Genomic DNA, 15,717 nt, shown 5'->3' with positions numbered 1-15,717 from the left:
TCCGCACACGGCAGTGACGGGCACCCTGACGCCGCCGAAGCCGGCCGCTTCGAGTACCTCCCTCCCCGCTCGCGCGGGCAGCGCACCGCAGGCGGAGGGCGTTTCGACGCGGCCGGCGCCCCGAGGACCCGCGCCGGGGCGCACCCGTCCCGCGGAGCCCCGCCCGGCCGGTACCGAAGCCACCGCTACGGATGCCGAACGGCCAGGCGGGTCACGCCCGGCGGTCGGCGGCGGTCAGCACCCCGTAGGTGGTCAGCCCGTACATCAGATGCGGTACGACGTCCGAGGCCCATTCCTTCGCCGACCAGCCCTTGGGGTCGCTCACGCCCAGCCGCGCCATCGGCAGGTCGGTGACGGTCATGGCCAGGGCGCCGGTGACCGCGCCTCCCAGCCACCACGGCAAGCGGATGCCGATGCTGCGCGTGAGCGAGACAGCCACTCCGACACCGCAGCCGACGGCGATACCCGACAGAGCGCCCAGCCCGGAAAGCCGGTTGTCCCGGGTGTCGTCCGTGCCCGGAACCGGATGCCCCGCCTCGTGGGCCATCTTGTCCACGGTCTGAGCGGGCGCCTGACTCGCCGGCCTGCCCCGCAGCGCCATGTCGGCGTACGTCACGGCGTTCAGTACTGTCGTCCCGGCGGCACCTGCCGCGCCACCACGCACAATGCTCTGCATCATGCCTGACCGGGTTTCCCAGGCATGCATTTATGAATCAGACAAAAGAGCACATACAGCTGCTGTCCGGGCTGCGCGAACCTCGCCGTCGGACGGACGGACGGAACGGACGGAACGGACGGATAGACACGGGGTGCGGCGGGGTACTCACCGCCTCGATCGTCCGCGGGGGCCGACCTTCTCGGCGCCGGCCCTCGCCCCGTCCGAGCAATGTCCGGAGTCATGATGTCTCAGCCCCGCCAGCAGCAGGTCCCGCCCGGTGTGACCGGAGAAATGGTGCCCGAACCCGATCACGGTGAGCACAGCTACCGGGGCTCCGGACGGCTGGCCGGCAAGGCCGCGGTGATCACCGGTGGGGACAGCGGGATCGGGCGCGCCGTGGCGATCGCCTACGCCCGTGAGGGTGCGGACGTCCTGATCTCCTATCTGGACGAACACGAAGACGCCGAGGAGACCGCGCGGTGGGTGCGGGAGGCCGGCCGTACGTGCGTGCCGGTGCCCGGAGACGTGGCCGACCCGGCGCACTGCCGCTCCATCATCGACACGGCCGTGAAGGAGTTCGGCCGGGTCGACGTGCTGGTCAACAACGCCGCCCACCAGATGACGCGCGACTCCGTCACGGACATTCCCGACGAGGAGTGGGACCGCACCCTCGCGATCAACCTCAGCGCCTTCTTCCACCTGACCAAGGCCGCCGTGCCCCACATGCGGCCCGGCTCGGCGATCATCGGGAGCACCTCGGTCAACTCCGACAGTCCGCCGCCGCAGCTCCTGGCCTACAACGTCACCAAGGCCGGCATCGCCAACATGGTCGGCTCGCTGGCCCAGATGCTGGCCCCGAAGGGCATCCGCGCCAACAGCGTCGCCCCGGGGCCCATCTGGACACCGCTCATCCCCGCGACCATGCCGCCCGAGCAGGTCGAGTCCTTCGGATCCCAGGTACCGCTCGGCCGTCCGGGCCAGCCGGCGGAACTGGCGCCGGTGTACGTCATGCTGGCGTCCGACGAGGCCAGTTACGTCTCCGGGGCCCGGGTCGCCGTCACCGGCGGGCAGCCGATCCTGTGAGCGGGCGGGCGGCGGCACCGTATCCGTTGCGGCTGTCCGTCACGGCGAGGCCACTGGTGTTCGGCGGGCACGCCATCGCCCGCCGCCTGGGAAAGAAGGGCCTGCCGGACTGGAGCGTCGCGGAGACCTGGGAATGCAGCGACGTCGAGGGCAACCGCAGCGTGGTGACCAACGGTCCGTCGGCCGGCCGGTCCCTGCGCCAGGTCCTCACCGACCGTCCCGAAGCGCTCATGGGCACCGGCTGGTCCGGGGAGTGCTTCCCCCTGCTGACGAAGTTCATCGACGCCGGCGGCACCCTGCCCGTGCACCTCCACGCCGACGACGAGGCCGCCCGGCGTCTGGAAGGCCAGCCCAACGGCAAGACCGAAGCGTGGCACATCCTGGACGCCGCCCCCGGCGCGACCGCTCTGTGCGGCGTCAAGAAGGGGGTGACGGCCGGCCGGCTGCGGGCCGCGCTGGAGGCGCAGGACTTCGACGCCGTTCTGCGCCGTCTGCCGGTACGCGCCGGAGAGACCCTCTACGTGCCCGGCGGCACCCCGCACAGTTTCGGGCCGGACACCCTCGTCTACGAGATCGAGCAGACGTCCGACATCCAGCAGCACGCGATGCGCTGGCACATGGAGGACGGCTCCCCGGTGGGCGAGGATGAGTTCCGAGCCAACCTCGACATGCTGATGCGGCAGGCCGATCTCGGCTCCCGGCCGGAGTTCCATCCCGGACTGAGCATCGCCGCCGGAGACGGGGTGGAGCGGGTCTTCCTGTGCGCGGGCCCGTACTTCGCCCTGGAACGCTGGCGCGCCGGCACCGCGGAGCCGTTGCGGCGGTCCTTCGCCACCGCACAGATCCTGACGAACGCCGGCGCCCCGGTGCGGGTCCGGACAGACACGTGGAGCGGAGAACTCGGCCGGGCGGAGACGCTCGTGCTGCCCGCGGCGTGCCGTGAAGCGGAGATCACCGGACCGGCCGACGTCCTGTTCGGCTACCTGCCCGACCTCGACCGCGACGTCCGCGCCCCCCTGCTCGCCGCGGGATACCCACTGCCGCTCCTGCAACGGTTCATCGCGGCGCGGGCCTGACACGCGAGCGACGTGCCCGGCCGTCATCACGTTGTACGGGTCCACGAGGACCATGTGTTCATCGCGCGGGCGGCGTCACCCTCCCGGTCGTCGGGTGCGGGCGGGTCGGCTCACAGGCCGTCCTCACTTCCTGCCGGGACGGGACTCGTGGGCTCATGGCGCACAAGGACTCAGGGGGTCAGCTCCTCCTGGTGGCCACCGCGCCACTCGGCGAGCAGGACCGTCGCGTCGTCGTCGAGCTGCCCCTCGTGGTGTTCCATGATCGCCGCCATCAGCCGTCGCAGAGTCTCGTGCAAGGTGAGCCGGCCGGCGTGCTGGCGGCGGACGAAGTCGACGAAGCGGTCCCGGCCGAACTCCCTGCCCCGCCTGTCGCGTGCCTCGACCACCCCGTCGGTGTACAGCAGCAGGCGGTCACCGGGCTGCAGGTGCTCGACGCGCTCGGTCACCGGCAGGCCCAGGTCAGCGCCCATGGGCCCCGCCGGCGGGCATTCCAGCTCGGTCGTCCAGCGGTTGTCGCGGATGAGGACCGGAAGGTGATGGCCACGGTTGATCCAGGTCAGCCGCCCGTTCGCGGTATCGAGGTCGGCCAGGATGCCGGTGACGTAGCGGCTGGTGCTGAACTGCTCCAGCAGCACTTGTTCCACCCGTTCGCTGGTCTGCGCCGGTGACGCACCCTGGCGGCGGGCGTTGCGGCAGGCGGCCACCGCTACGTTCGCGGTGATTCCGGCGGTCGTGTCATGACCCATCGCGTCGAAGACGCCCAAGTGCAAGGTGGTGCCGTTGACGGCGTAGTCGTAGGCATCACCGCCCACCTGGTAGGCCGGTTCCATCGCCGCGCCCACCGTGACCTCGTGGCCGGCGTACGCGGGCGGCGGGGTGAGGTTCCACTGCATCTCCGCGGCGACGTTCATCGGCTCGGTGCGCACCAACCGCGCGTACGAATCGCTGAAGGACCGCTTGCTGAGCAGCAGCAGAGCCGTCATCGACGCCAGATCGCGCAAGGTGTCCCGGGTCGGTTCGTCGTCGGTCTCGGTGTCGGCCCGCAGCACGCCCAGCCGCTCCACGCCGTCGGTGACAGCCACCCACCACCGCCGCCGCCCGCTCACCGCCCCGCCCGGCGCCGGGTCGACGAGCACTCCCACACGCTGGTAGGCCTGGCCCGGCAAGCTGCCTCCGACCGTGAACTCCTGCCCACCGCACGCGGCCTCGGGGCCCTTGCCGGTGAGCCGACGCAGCACCGTCTCCCGGATGTCCACCACGAAGACAGCCGTGTCGTACACGCCGATCCCGGCAGCGTGTTCGGTGATCACATCGGGAAGCTGCTCGAACGTGGCGGTGTGGCTGACCTGCATCATCCGTGCCAGCACCAGGGCCGCCGCGGGCCTGTCAAACACGACGGGCACCCCGGGACGGAAGGCGCTTCCCGCCGGCCGGGGCCGCCGGCCGCGATGGTCGTCCGGGCTGCGTGCGCGTCCTCGGCATGCGCGGTTCCTCCTCACCGCCCGGCTTGTCACCGGTCGGGTTCTGATGCGCTCACCGGGTACCCATGCCGTGTCCGGGGGACCCACCCGGACACATGCCGACGCTCCGCCCTGGAAAGGGGCTCAGCCGAGCCGGCCCGCCGCCGTCCGCAGCGCCTCGACCGCGGCGCGGATCGAGGGCCGGCGGTCGGCGTCCGCCCGCCAGATCACGTACACATGGCGGCGCACGCGCTGCCTGAGCGGCACCAGGACCACGCCCTCGGGCACCGGGTGCCGGCCCAGCAGCGGCGCTATGCACACCCCCAGCCCCGCTGCCACCAAGCCGAGTTGGGTATGGGTCTCACCGGCGCGGTGGCCGACGATCGGTTCGACGCCCTTGGACCGCAGGGTGAACATCAGCCACTCGTGGCAGAACTCGCCCTCGCCCCAGGTGATCCACTCGTCCTCGGCGAACTCGGTCAGGTCCACCTCGTCCCGGCCCGCGAGCCGGTGTCCGACGGGCATGGCGACATCGGCGGGATCGTCCAGCAAGGGCGCCTTGACCAGGCCGTCGGGCACGGGCATCGGCTTGTTGTACCAGTCCAGGACCACCGCGAGGTCGAGATCGCCGCGGACCACCCCGGCGATGCCCTGCTCCGGTTCCAGTTCGCTGGAGCGCACCCGCAGTCCCGGGTGCTCGGTGCGCAGCGCGCCCAGCGCGGCGGGGAACAGGCCCCGGGCCGCGGTCGGGAACGCCGACAGCCGCAGTTCGCCGACGACCTGGCCGCGGTGCGCCTCCAGGTCGGACTCGGCCAGCTCCACCTGGGACAGGATGCGCGCGGCGTGCTCCGACAGCAGCCGGCCGGCGTCGGTGAGCCGCACACCCCGGCCGTTCTTGGCGAGGAGCCGCTGGCCGACCTCCCGCTCCAGCTTGCCCAGCTGCTGCGAGACCGCGGACGTGGTGACGTGCAGGGCGTCGGCGGCGGCGCTGACCGAGCCGTGCCGGGCCAGGGCGTCCAGGGTGCGCAGGCGCTCAAGGTTCAACATGTAAGCGATCCTAAGAGGTACTCGGTGGGAAATCTCGATTGTGCTACGAGGTTGCCTCCAGCATCGTGGTGTCCATGAGCACGATCAGCACCCGCACCCGCACCCGCCCCCAGTCCCCCGCCGTCGCCCCCACCGGCGGCCGCGCCCGCCTGGACTGGCGGCTGCGCTTCGGCCTCCTGTCCCTGATCTGGGGCTTCAGCTTCCTGCTGATCAAGGTGGGGACCGAGGGGTACGCGCCGTTCCAGGTCACCCTCGGCCGGCTGGTGTTCGGCTCGCTGGTGCTGGTCGCCGCGATGGCCGTGAAGCGGGAGCGGCTGCCGCGCGGGGCCCGGCTGTGGGGCCACATGGCGGTCGCCGCGTTCCTGCTGAACGCCCTGCCGTTCTCCCTGTTCGCCTACTCCGAGCTGACGATCCCGTCCACCCTGGCCGGCATCTGCAACGCCACCTCCCCGCTGTGGGGCATGGCCCTGTCCCTGGTCGCGCTGTCCGAGGACCGGCCGACCCGGGTGCGCGTGGCCGGGCTGGGGCTGGGCTTCCTGGGCGTGCTGACCGTGCTCGGCGTCTGGCAGGGCTTCCACGGGCTGGACGCCACGGGTACGGCGATGGCTTTGCTGGCCTCGCTGAGCTACCCGGTCGGCTGGATCTACGTCCGGCGGACGCTGGCCGGTACGGGCAACTCCCATCTGTCCATGACCGGCGGGCAGTTGCTGCTGGCCACGGTCCAGCTCGCGGTGGTGACCCCCCTGTTCGCCGGCGTGCCCGGGCACTTCGCGCTCGTCCCGCTGCTGGCCGTCGCCGCGCTGGGGGCGCTGGGCACGGGGCTGGCGGTGCTGATCCAGTACGGGCTGGTCGCCGAGGTCGGGCCCACCACCGCCCAGATGGTCACCTACTTCATCCCGGTCATCGCCACGGCGGCGGGGGTGGCGATCCTCGGGGAGTCGCTGCGCTGGACGACGCCGGTGGGCGCGGTGATCGTCCTGGCGGGCGCGGCGCTGACCCAGGTGCGGGGGAAGGGCGCGTGAGCGGACGGGGTGCGGGCCCACGGCGGCCGCGCCCCTTCCCGCGGCCGTCCGGCAGCCGCCACTGCCGGGCCCTGGCGTCCGGCAGCCGCAACCGCTGAGCCCGGCCGTCCGGCAGCCGCAACCACCGGGCCCTGGCGTCCGGCAGCCGCGACCGCTGAGCCCGGCCGTCCGACAGCCGCAACCACCGGGCCCCGGCGTCCGACAGCCGCAACCGCCGGGCCCTGGCGTCCGGCAGCCGCAACCGCTGAGCCCGGCCGTCCGACAGCCGCAACCACCGGGCCCCGGCGTCCGACAGCCGCAACCGCCGGGCCCTGGCGTCCTCGGCCACGGACGCCGGGCCCCGGCAGCACTCAGGCGCATCCGCCGAACTCCGGCCGTCCTCAGCCGCGTCCGCCAGGCCCCGGCAGCACTCAGCCGTAGACGCGGGCCGGGGACGGGCGTACGGCCGTTGCCACCGCGTCGGCCAACGGGGTGATGTCCGCCCCGGTGAGCGGTGAGACCGTGATGCGGACGGCCTGCGGGGAGGCGAGGCGGAAGCGGGCGCCCGGGGCCACCGCCCAGCCGCTCTGGAGCAGCCGGGCCAGGGCGCCCGTCTCGTCGGGGACCGGGACCCACACGTTCATGCCGCTGCGGCCGTGGGCGGTGACGCCGCGTTCCGCCAGCGCGTCGACCAGGGCGTCCCGCCGGGCGCCGTAGGAGCGGGCCACCGCCGCCCGGTCCACCGCGCCGTGCGCCCACAGGTGGGCCACGGCCCGCTGCAGCAGCAGGCTCACCCAGCCGGGGCCCAGGCGCTGGCGGCCCCGGAGCCGGTCGACGGTGACGGGGTCCCCTGCGACAACGGCGAGGCGCAGGTCCGGGCCGTAGGCCTTGGCGGCGGAGCGGACGAAGGCCCAGTGGCGGGTGACGCCCGCCAGGGGGTGCAGCGGCAGGTCGACGATGCCGTGGCCGTGGTCGTCCTCGACGAGCAGGGTCCCGGGGTGCTCACGCAGCACCGCGCGCAGGGCACGCGCACGCGGGGCGGTCACCGAGGCGCCGGTCGGGTTCTGCGCCCGGTCGGTGACGATCAGCGCCCGGGCCCCGGACTCCAGGGCCCGGCGCAGCTCGTCCGGGCGCGGGCCGTCGTCGTCCACGCCGACCGGGGCCGTGTGCAGGCCGAGCGCGGGGACGAGGTCGAGCAGACCGCCCCAGCCGGGGTCCTCGACGGCGACCGTGTCGCCCGGTCTGAGGTGTGCGGTGAGGAGGCGTTCGATGGCGTCGAGGGAGCCGGAGGTCACGGTCAGCGGGCCCGCGGGCACGCCGTCGGCGTCGAGTTCCGCGCGGGCGAGCCGGGCGAGGTCCGGGTCCACGGGGTCGTCGCCGTAGCGGACGGGACGCCGGTCGCCCTGCTCGGCCGCCGCGGCGAGGGCCGGGGCCAGACGGGGCAGCAGGGCGGGATCGGGGTTGCCCGTGGACAGGTCGCGGCCGCCGGGGGGCACCTCGACGTGCAGTTCCTCGCGGCCGGTGGTGGCCGGCTTGGGACGGACCCGGCTGCCCCGGCGGCCGGCCGTCTCGATCACCCCGCGCTCGCGCAGGATGCGGTAGGCGGCGGCGACCGTGTTCGGGTTCACCCCCAGCCGGGCCGCCAACTCGCGCATGGGCGGCAGGAGTTGCCCCGGTTCAAGCCCGCCCGCCCCGACCGCCTGTTCGACGCTGGCCGCGATCTCGGCTGCGCCACGCCCTTCGATCCGATACTCTCCTAGCACAAACCACATTATGCACTAGTGCAATACAGACCGCCATGGAGGGGACCATGCAGGGCACCACCGAGGAATCGCGGCCCGCCGGCTACGCGCCGACCGACCGGACCGTGCCGACGCGCTCCGCGCAGCGGGCGTCGTACGACAAGGAGCTGGTGCACGCGATCCTGGACGAGGGGTACGTCTGCCACCTCGGCTTCGTCCGGGACGGCGCCCCCGTGGTGCTGCCGACGCTGTACGGCCGGGTCGGCGAGCGGCTCTACGTCCACGGCTCGACCGGCTCACGGCCGCTGCGCATGGCCGGCCAGGCCGACCCGGGCCTGCCGGTGTGCCTGACGGTCACCCATGTCGACGGGCTGGTCCTGGCCCGCTCCGCCTTCCACCACTCGATCAACTACCGCTCGGTCGTGGTGCACGGCGTCGCGCACGAGGTCACCGACCCGGACGAGCGGCGGCTGGCCCTGGACGCGCTGGTCGACCACGTCGTTCCGGGCCGGGCCGCCGACTCCCGGCCCGCGAACAAGAAGGAGCTGGCCGCCACCGCGGTGATCCGCCTGGACCTGGAGGAGGTCTCGGCCAAGGTCCGCACCGGCGGCGTCAACGACGAGCCCGAGGACCTGTCCCTGCCGCACTGGGCCGGCGTCGTCCCGCTGCGCAAGGGCTACGAGACCCCCGTCCCCGACGGCGACCTGGCCCCCGGCATCGAGCTGCCGGACTACCTGGCGGCGCGGTAGCGGCCCGGTCCGCCCCGAGCGGATGGCGGCGCCGTAGCGGCCACGGTCCGGCCCGGGGCGGCCGCCGGTCACACCGCGGTCGGCTCCGGGCGGCCGGAGGCACGGGCCTCGCTCACGGCCAGACCCGTGACGGCACCGAGCATCAGCAGGGTGCCGGCCACCGTCGCCGCCGTGAGCCGTTCGCCGAGCAGGAGGACGGCGAGCACGGCCGCGGTCACCGGCTCCAGCAGCATGATCACGGAGACGGTGGCCGACCGGACGACCGCGGCTCCCGCGAAGTAGAACGCGTACGCGAGGGCCGTGGGCACGGCGGCGATGTAGAGCAGCAGGCACAGCAGCCGGCCCGGGTGGGCGGTGTGCGGGAGCAGCCCCTCGTGGACGGCGAACGGCAGCAGGCACAGGCTGGTCACGGCGAAGGCGCCCACCGTGGTGCCCGCGCCGCCGTCCCTCCCCCACCAGCGGGTGAGCAGGGTCATGGCGGCGTAGCCCGCCGCCGAGACCACGGCCAGCAGCACCCCCGCCGGCCGGACGGTCGCGGCCGAGCCGCCCAGGGTGAGCACGGCCAGCCCGGCGAGCGCGCCCGCGACCGCCGCGGCGCCGCCCGCGCCCAGCCGCTCGCCGAGCAGCAGCCGGGCACCGAGCGCTATCAGCACGGGACCCGCGCCGAGGGTCACGACGGTGGCCACGGCCAGCCCGGTCGACGCCACCGCCGCGAAGTACCCGGTCTGGAACACGGCGAGGGCGACTCCGGTGGTCAGGACCCTCGCGACCCCGCGGCGCGACGGCCGGGCCGGGGCCGTGCGGCGGGCGCGGGGGCGCAGCAGGCGGCCGGCCAGCAGGAAGGCGAGCCCCAGCGCACAGCGCCAGAAGGAGAGGGCGAAGGCGCCCAGGTCGCTGGTCCGGTAGACCAGCGAGCCGGCGGCACCCGCGGTGCCCCAGGCGGCACCGGTGACGAGCAGATAGAGCAGGCCACGCCCGACGGGCAGGCCGGAGGAAGGGTTCGACGACGGGTTCGACAACAGAATCTCTCCGCAGAAGCGCGCATGACAGCGCGGAAGGTCGAAGGCGTCCCGGCTCTGCGGGGCGCGCTGACTTCATCTGCGGGCAGCACCGTCCAGCCCGGCGCGTGCGCGCCGGGCGAGTGTCCCGGAGGCCCGCCTCAGGCGGCCGGGGGCGGAAGGACGAGTGCGTTCTGCGGCATGATCAGGACTCTAGGCGGCGGTGCCCCGGGCGGACAACTCCCTTTCCGCGCCGCCGGCGGCGGCCGGCTCGGGGGTGCCCTTGCCGGGCCCGGCGGACTGCGCGATGAACGCGCCGGCCAGGACGACCGCGCCGCCGGCGACCTGCGGCACGGAGAGGTGCTCGCCGAGCAGCACCCAGGCCAGCACGGTCGCGATGACCGCCTCCAGACAGGCGACCACCCCGGCGACCTGCGGCGACAGCCGGCGCACGGACAGCACTCCGGTGACGTAGGCGATCACCGTGGCGACGAGCACGATCCAGGCGAGCAGCAGGCCGGCCGGTACGGCGGTGCCGTCGAGGTCGGCGGAGCCGGCCAGCACCGACCAGTCCATGCTCCAGGGGCGGGCCACCGCGGTCAGCACGGCGGCGCCGACGAGCAGCCCGTAGGCGATGACCCCGAGCGGATGCGGTGCCGTCTCGCCCGCGTCGCCGCCCTGGTCGGCGAGGACGAAGTAACCGACCTGGCAGCAGGCGGCGCCGAGGGCGAGCAGCAGGCCGAGCGCGTCGAAGCTCAGCCCGGACCAGACCTCCACCACACAGGCCAGACCGCCGGCCGCGAGGACGACACCCAGCGCGGCGGCCCGGGTGACCGGCCGCCGCTGCACGAACCGCACCCAGCCCAGCACCAGGGCGGGCGCCAGGTACTCGATGAGCAGGGCGACGCCGACTGGGATCCGGGAGAGCGCGGCGAAGTAGCAGGCCTGGACCCCGGCCACGGCCAGCAGTCCGAACCCGGCGAGCAGCGCGGGCCGGCGGCGCGGCAGGGCACGGTGCCGCACGGCGAGCGGCAGCATCACCAGGGCGGCGCCCGCCACCCGCAGCCACACCACGTGCAGCGGGTCGAGGCCCGCCTCGATCAGCGGCTTCGCGGCCACGCCGGACCCGCCGAAGGCCAGCGCGGAGGCGAGCGCGAGGCCGAGCCCGGCACCCTTGCCGGGACTGTCCTGACTGATCACAGACGTATGCACCGGCACATGATGACAGGCACCGACAGGAGCGTCACCCCTTATGACACCTGTCTCAGCTGATGGACGGTCCGGGTCGCCGGCCGTCCGCCCGGCCGTCGTCGGCGCACGTTCCGGTCGGGGCGTCGATGCGGGCGATCAGCTCGCGGGCCGCGATGCCGGCCCGTTCGAGCACCTCCACGGCCCGGGACGCGGGGTCGGCGGCGAGCGCCGCGAGCAGATCGGTCCCGGTGACACGGTGGGCGTTCCGGCGCCGGGCGCGGGTGCGGGCGCCGACGAGCGCGGCGGCAGCGGCGGGCGACCAACGCTCGGCGCTCCGGCCCGCACCGTCCACGGACGGCCACTCGGCATCCCGGCCCGCACCGTCCACGGACGGCCGCCCGGCGTCCCGGCCCCTACCGTCCACGGACGGCTGCCCGGGGCACGTACCCGACCGATCCGTGGGCGGCCGCTCGGGGTGGTGGCCCGGCACGTCCGCCGACGGCCGCCCGGCACGGTCGTCCGGCGCGGCTGCGACGGGGAGCGCGCCGGAGTCCTCGACGCCGGCCTGCCAGCGCAGTCCGTAGCCGATGCTGCGCTGCACGAGGTAGCCGAGGAGCCGGGCGAGCCGCCGGGGTTCGCCCACGGCGGCTCGGGCCTCGGGGTCGTGTTCCAGCAGGGCGTGGAGCAGATGGGCGGTGTCGGTCTGCCGGTCCCCGTCCCGGACGGCCCTGCGGCGGGCACCGGCGACCACCGCCGCCAGCTCCGCGTCGAGCCCGGCAGCGCCGTCCTGGTGCGGAACCGCTCGGCCGGGGGCGGTCCGATGGGCTGTACGGGGTTGCACATCCCCTACCTCATCAGCCGCAACGGGACGGGACATCCGCGACAGGAACCATTTGCGCGTCCCACGCGGAGTGGACATCACCGCCCCGGATCTCATCCTTGCGGAGGAGATCCGGCCGATGTCCCGCGAGTCCGCGCGCGCCGCCTTGCCGGGGGCGGCCGTCGTACGCGGCTCAGTGCTCGTCGGCGAGGATCAGATACAGCTTCTTGCGGGCGTCGTTGATGACGGCCAGCGCCTTCTCCCGCTGCTCCTTGCTGCCGGTCTTCCAGACCTGGCCGAAGGCCTCCATCAGACCGAAGCCGGCCTGGCGGATCTCGCCGAGGGCCTCCCAGTCGACCCCGCGCGAGGCCTCCTCCCAGGGGGCGTCCGGTCCCTCTTCGGCGGCGGCACGTCCGTCCTCGGTGAGCGCGAACAGCTTCTTGCCGCCCTCACTCCGGCTGGCGATCAGGCCCTCGTCCTCCAGCAGCTGGAGGGTGGGGTAGACCGAGCCGGGGCTGGGCTTCCAGGCGCCGCCGCTGCGTTCGGCGATCTCCCGGATCATCTCGTAGCCGTGCATGGGCCGTTCCTTGAGCAGGGCCAGCAGCGAGGCGCGCACATCACCGCGCCGCGCCCGCCCCCGCGGACCGCCCCGCCCCCGAGGCCCCCAGGGGCCGGGGCCGAACCCGGGCCCACCGGGTCCGAACGGCCCGAAGGCACCCCGCCGCCCCTCGAACCCGCCCGTCCCCCACCGACCGGGCCCCCCGTGCCGGTGCCCGTGCTCGAATCCATGGGTGCGCATCGCGACTCACTCCCTGTCCTTGCCGACCAGTCTCAAAACTATCGCGCACCGTTCGCGATGCGTCAACGATATATCGAAACAAGCTTTTCTCGCCCCTCGCACGGCGTTTTGCCGGTGACCTGTGTCAGCGAACGTTGATCGAATGCCACTGAAGGGTGATCGATGGCTGTCTGCGTCAGTGAAGGATGACGACTTGCAGGTTCGTGCCAGCCAAGGACGACCGCTGGTGGCCCTGTCGTTTGGCACTGACAGGTCTCGTTAGGATCTTCTGATCATGAACGTGATGACGGGGAACGAGATGATCGCCATCCCGCCGGGGCAGGTGACGCTGTCGGACCGGCGGACACAGCGCAGTTGGTCGGTCGAGCTTGCGCCCTACCAGCTCGCGGCATCCCCGGTCACCCAGGCGTTGTACGCACAGATCACAGGCCAGCGGCCGAGTACCACCGCTGGCGACCAGTTGCCCGTCGAGTGCGTCTCCTGGTGGGACGCGGCGCGGTTCTGCAACGCCCTGTCCCAGTGCGTCGGCCTCACGCCCGCGTACCACTTCCGTTACGAGGCCGAAGATGTCGAGTGGGACGCGTCCGCCGACGGGTTTCGACTGCCGACCGAAGCCGAGTGGGAGCACGCTTGTCGTGCCGGGACGACCGGGCCGCGCTACGGGGAGCTCGACGAGATCGGCTGGTACCGCGGTAACTCGCACGAGCGCATCCACGAGGTGGGCGGCAAACGCCCGAATGCGTGGGGGCTTTACGACATGCTCGGCAACGTCTGGGACTGGTGCTGGGACGTCTACGACGCCGAGGTCTATGGTGCCTACCGGGTGCTGCGTGGCGGTGGCTGGTTCGATGAGCACTGGAGTTGCCGGGCCTCCGCGCGGCGCCGCAGCCATCCGACTTTCCAGGTCGACGACGTGGGCTTCCGCGTCGCGCGTTCCGTCGTGCACTGATTCACGTCGTGTGCAGCTCGGCCCGCGCGGGGTCGATCGGGCGATAGCGTGATCCTCATGACGGCTGAAGACGAGGCGCTGACCGGCGGCATGGCGAACGCGGGGGCAGTCTTCCGCCGAGGGGAGTTGGTGGAGCGACCGGCACCGCGCAACGTGCGCGCCCTCCATGCCTATCTCCTTGCGCTGAAGGAGCACGGCTTCGACGCGGCGCCGGCCCCTGTCGGTCTCACCGCGGATGGCCGTGAGCAGTTGACTTTCATCCCTGGCGATGTGGCTCTGCCGCCGTTCCCGGACTGGGCGATGACGAGTTCTGCCCTCGAATCGGTGGGGTGCCTGCTGCGGCGTCTGCATGAGACCAGCGCGGCCGTCGCGGTCGACACCCGCGCCGAGTGGCCCGCGGACCTCGCCGACCCGGAGGGGGGAACGATGTTGTGCCACAACGATGTGTGCCCGGAGAACGTCGTCTTCCGCGACGGTCGTGCCGCGGCCCTGATCGATTTCGACTTGGCGGCCCCGGGCCGTGCTCTCTGGGACATCGCCATGACCGCCCGCTATTGGGTGCCCATGCGTGATCCCGAGTCTGCGGCCGCTCTCTATCCCCTTGGGCTGGATGCGGCCGCACGGCTGCGGATTCTTGCCGACGGCTACGGCCTCTCGGCGGGGGACCGCGCCGAGTTGCCTGGCGTCATCGAGCAGGCCACGGAGGTCTGCCGGGCCTTCGTCGCCCGCCGCGTGGCCGGCGGAGACCCCGTCTATCTCCGGGCGTTGGCCGAGCGTGGTGGATGGGAACGCTGGGACCGCCTGCAGACCTGGCTGGTGGACCACCGTCAGACGTTCACAGCTGCCCTTCTGAACTGACCGGCCTGGGCGTTCGAGGACAGATTCACAAAAGCATCGCCTTGCGTTGGCGGTATGCCTTCTGACGGCAACGCTGGGAGCACGTCCGGCGCTGTGGCCTGCTGCGTCCTTCGGGAAGGGGGCCCGAACAGACTGTGCAGGGTGACGTTTCCAGTGACTCGTTGCGGGTCGGGGCGAGGGCGTCAGCCCTCGCCCCGACCGTGGTGGGTGAAGCCGCGGGTTCGGGCGGTGGGTTGGGGTTCGGGGACGCTGGGGCTGCTTGTTGAGTGCGGTGTTCTTCGGATGGATGGGTGCGCCAGCGGTGGGCTCTTTGCCGACACCGTCCTGAGCATGTGCGGCGTCGTGACTGTCCGGGGCCGGGAGGAAGTGGTTCCCCGCAGAATTCGCAGGTCCGGGTGGATTCCGGTGCGGGGTTCAGGGGTTGGGGTGGTGTGCGAACCGGGGGACGCGGTGGTGTTGTTCTCCAGCGGTATGCCGCTTGACGGCACCGTTGAGAACACGTGCGACGCCCGCTCTTGGCAGCGCTCGGTGGCAGAGGGACTTCGCAGATCACACAGGCCGGTGATGAGTCGGCCTGTGGTCCGGAAGGTGCTTCAGGCTGTTCCGTGCGTCGCTGTTGCCGTTCGAGGTAGGCGGCTCGTCGGCAGGCCGACGAGCAGAGAGGGCGGCGCTGTCCGATACGCATCCTCATGGTCTTCCTGCAGATCCGGCAGCGTTCCCGGCGCCACTGGCTGGCGGGGTGGCGCTTGCGGTATCTCTTCTGTCGGCAGGCTCTCGAACAGGTCAGCGGCTTGACGCCGAAGCTCGCCTTGGACTGTATGCGGGCCCCGCACTCCTCGCAGTTGACCGTGTTCAGGATCTGCCGGAGCTCGGCCGGGTCGCGGCCAGCGGCGGCGGCAACGCGGGGCCAGGTCGGACTGCCCCGGTGCATGGGCGGTTCAGCGAGGTATTTCCGCAGGTAGGCGGGAGGAAGGTAGTTGGCCCTAGCGAGGCGGGTGATGAAAGAGGCGACTCCTTCTCCCTGTCGTGGACGAACCTTGAACGGAAGGCGGGCGACCGCGGTGTCCGGGGCCGACGACGTCATCCGTCAGTGCCGGGCTGCTTGCGGCGGGAGGCGATGTCGAGGTCGACGGCCAGCAGTCCCGCTTTGGTGATCTTCTCGGTGCCGGTGAGGATGGCGTCGACGGCGGCCTGTCAACGCTCTCTGAAATCTGACCCCCGGCGAGTCTCTGAAAACTGACCCCCCATGTTGTTGGCCGCCGAGTGCCCTGGTCGTGTCGTCAGGG

14 protein-coding genes are annotated in these 15,717 nt (G+C 72.7%); 6 read left to right on the top strand and 8 right to left on the bottom strand.

Features of this window, described 5'->3' with window-relative positions; genetic code table 11:
* Positions 1–211: 211 nt before the first annotated feature.
* Positions 212–679: a hypothetical protein gene (locus tag AB0E62_RS20275; protein ID WP_362195217.1), complete on the bottom strand. Its 468-nt coding sequence runs from the start codon at positions 677–679 to the stop codon at positions 212–214.
* Positions 680–901: 222 nt separating this feature from the next.
* Between AB0E62_RS20275 and AB0E62_RS20270 the strand changes: the two genes are divergently transcribed.
* Both AB0E62_RS20270 and AB0E62_RS20265 read left to right on the top strand, forming a co-directional pair.
* Positions 902–1,741, top strand: coding sequence for an SDR family oxidoreductase (locus tag AB0E62_RS20270; RefSeq protein ID WP_362195790.1), 840 nt, complete (start codon positions 902–904; stop codon positions 1,739–1,741).
* Positions 1,738–2,817, top strand: coding sequence for a mannose-6-phosphate isomerase (locus tag AB0E62_RS20265; protein WP_362195214.1), 1,080 nt, complete (start codon positions 1,738–1,740; stop codon positions 2,815–2,817). The genes AB0E62_RS20270 and AB0E62_RS20265 overlap by 4 nt, the downstream gene beginning before the upstream one ends.
* A gap of 170 nt (positions 2,818–2,987) precedes the next feature.
* On the opposite strand, the gene AB0E62_RS20260 is transcribed toward AB0E62_RS20265, so the two are convergent.
* Both AB0E62_RS20260 and AB0E62_RS20255 read right to left on the bottom strand, forming a co-directional pair.
* Entirely contained in the window at positions 2,988–4,211 is a 1,224-nt protein-coding gene (locus AB0E62_RS20260) for a PP2C family protein-serine/threonine phosphatase (RefSeq protein WP_362195211.1), read from the bottom strand.
* Positions 4,212–4,421: 210 nt separating this feature from the next.
* Entirely contained in the window at positions 4,422–5,324 is a 903-nt protein-coding gene (locus AB0E62_RS20255) for a LysR family transcriptional regulator (protein WP_362195208.1), read from the bottom strand.
* A gap of 74 nt (positions 5,325–5,398) precedes the next feature.
* On the opposite strand from AB0E62_RS20255, the gene AB0E62_RS20250 reads away from it, so the two are divergent.
* The gene (locus tag AB0E62_RS20250; RefSeq protein ID WP_362195205.1) at positions 5,399–6,346 is read left to right on the top strand and encodes a DMT family transporter; all 948 of its coding nucleotides are present in this window, start codon (positions 5,399–5,401) and stop codon (positions 6,344–6,346) included.
* Positions 6,347–6,756: 410 nt separating this feature from the next.
* Here the strand turns inward: AB0E62_RS20250 and AB0E62_RS20245 are convergent, their stop codons facing one another.
* On the bottom strand, positions 6,757–8,088 hold the full coding sequence (locus tag AB0E62_RS20245; protein ID WP_362195202.1) for an aminotransferase class I/II-fold pyridoxal phosphate-dependent enzyme: 1,332 nt from the start codon (positions 8,086–8,088) through the stop codon (positions 6,757–6,759).
* A gap of 47 nt (positions 8,089–8,135) precedes the next feature.
* Between AB0E62_RS20245 and AB0E62_RS20240 the strand changes: the two genes are divergently transcribed.
* Positions 8,136–8,816: a pyridoxamine 5'-phosphate oxidase family protein gene (locus tag AB0E62_RS20240; RefSeq protein ID WP_362195200.1), complete on the top strand. Its 681-nt coding sequence runs from the start codon at positions 8,136–8,138 to the stop codon at positions 8,814–8,816.
* Positions 8,817–8,884: 68 nt separating this feature from the next.
* On the opposite strand, the gene AB0E62_RS20235 is transcribed toward AB0E62_RS20240, so the two are convergent.
* From AB0E62_RS20235 to AB0E62_RS20220, 4 genes are all read right to left on the bottom strand, one after another.
* A complete protein-coding gene (locus tag AB0E62_RS20235; protein ID WP_362195197.1) occupies positions 8,885–9,835 on the bottom strand; it encodes a DMT family transporter in 951 nt (316 codons plus the stop codon).
* A 192-nt stretch (positions 9,836–10,027) separates the two neighbouring features.
* Positions 10,028–11,032, bottom strand: coding sequence for an EamA family transporter (locus tag AB0E62_RS20230; protein ID WP_362195194.1), 1,005 nt, complete (start codon positions 11,030–11,032; stop codon positions 10,028–10,030).
* Positions 11,033–11,078: 46 nt separating this feature from the next.
* Complete coding sequence (locus tag AB0E62_RS20225; RefSeq protein WP_362195191.1) at positions 11,079–11,846, bottom strand: Clp protease N-terminal domain-containing protein; 768 nt, start codon at positions 11,844–11,846, stop codon at positions 11,079–11,081.
* 172 nt (positions 11,847–12,018) lie between these two features.
* Entirely contained in the window at positions 12,019–12,624 is a 606-nt protein-coding gene (locus tag AB0E62_RS20220; protein ID WP_362195188.1) for a PadR family transcriptional regulator, read from the bottom strand.
* A gap of 274 nt (positions 12,625–12,898) precedes the next feature.
* Here AB0E62_RS20220 and AB0E62_RS20215 point away from each other — a divergent pair, with 274 nt between their 5' ends.
* Both AB0E62_RS20215 and AB0E62_RS20210 read left to right on the top strand, forming a co-directional pair.
* Complete coding sequence (locus tag AB0E62_RS20215; protein WP_362195185.1) at positions 12,899–13,573, top strand: SUMF1/EgtB/PvdO family nonheme iron enzyme; 675 nt, start codon at positions 12,899–12,901, stop codon at positions 13,571–13,573.
* 57 nt (positions 13,574–13,630) lie between these two features.
* Complete coding sequence (locus AB0E62_RS20210; RefSeq protein WP_362195182.1) at positions 13,631–14,431, top strand: aminoglycoside phosphotransferase family protein; 801 nt, start codon at positions 13,631–13,633, stop codon at positions 14,429–14,431.
* Positions 14,432–15,717: the final 1,286 nt, after the last annotated feature.

The sequence above is a fragment of the Streptomyces sp. NPDC038707 genome, assembly GCF_040636485.1.
Lineage (GTDB): Bacteria > Actinomycetota > Actinomycetes > Streptomycetales > Streptomycetaceae > Streptomyces.
Note: the sequence above shows the minus strand (reverse complement) of the source record. Positions and strands in the feature narration are given on the sequence as shown.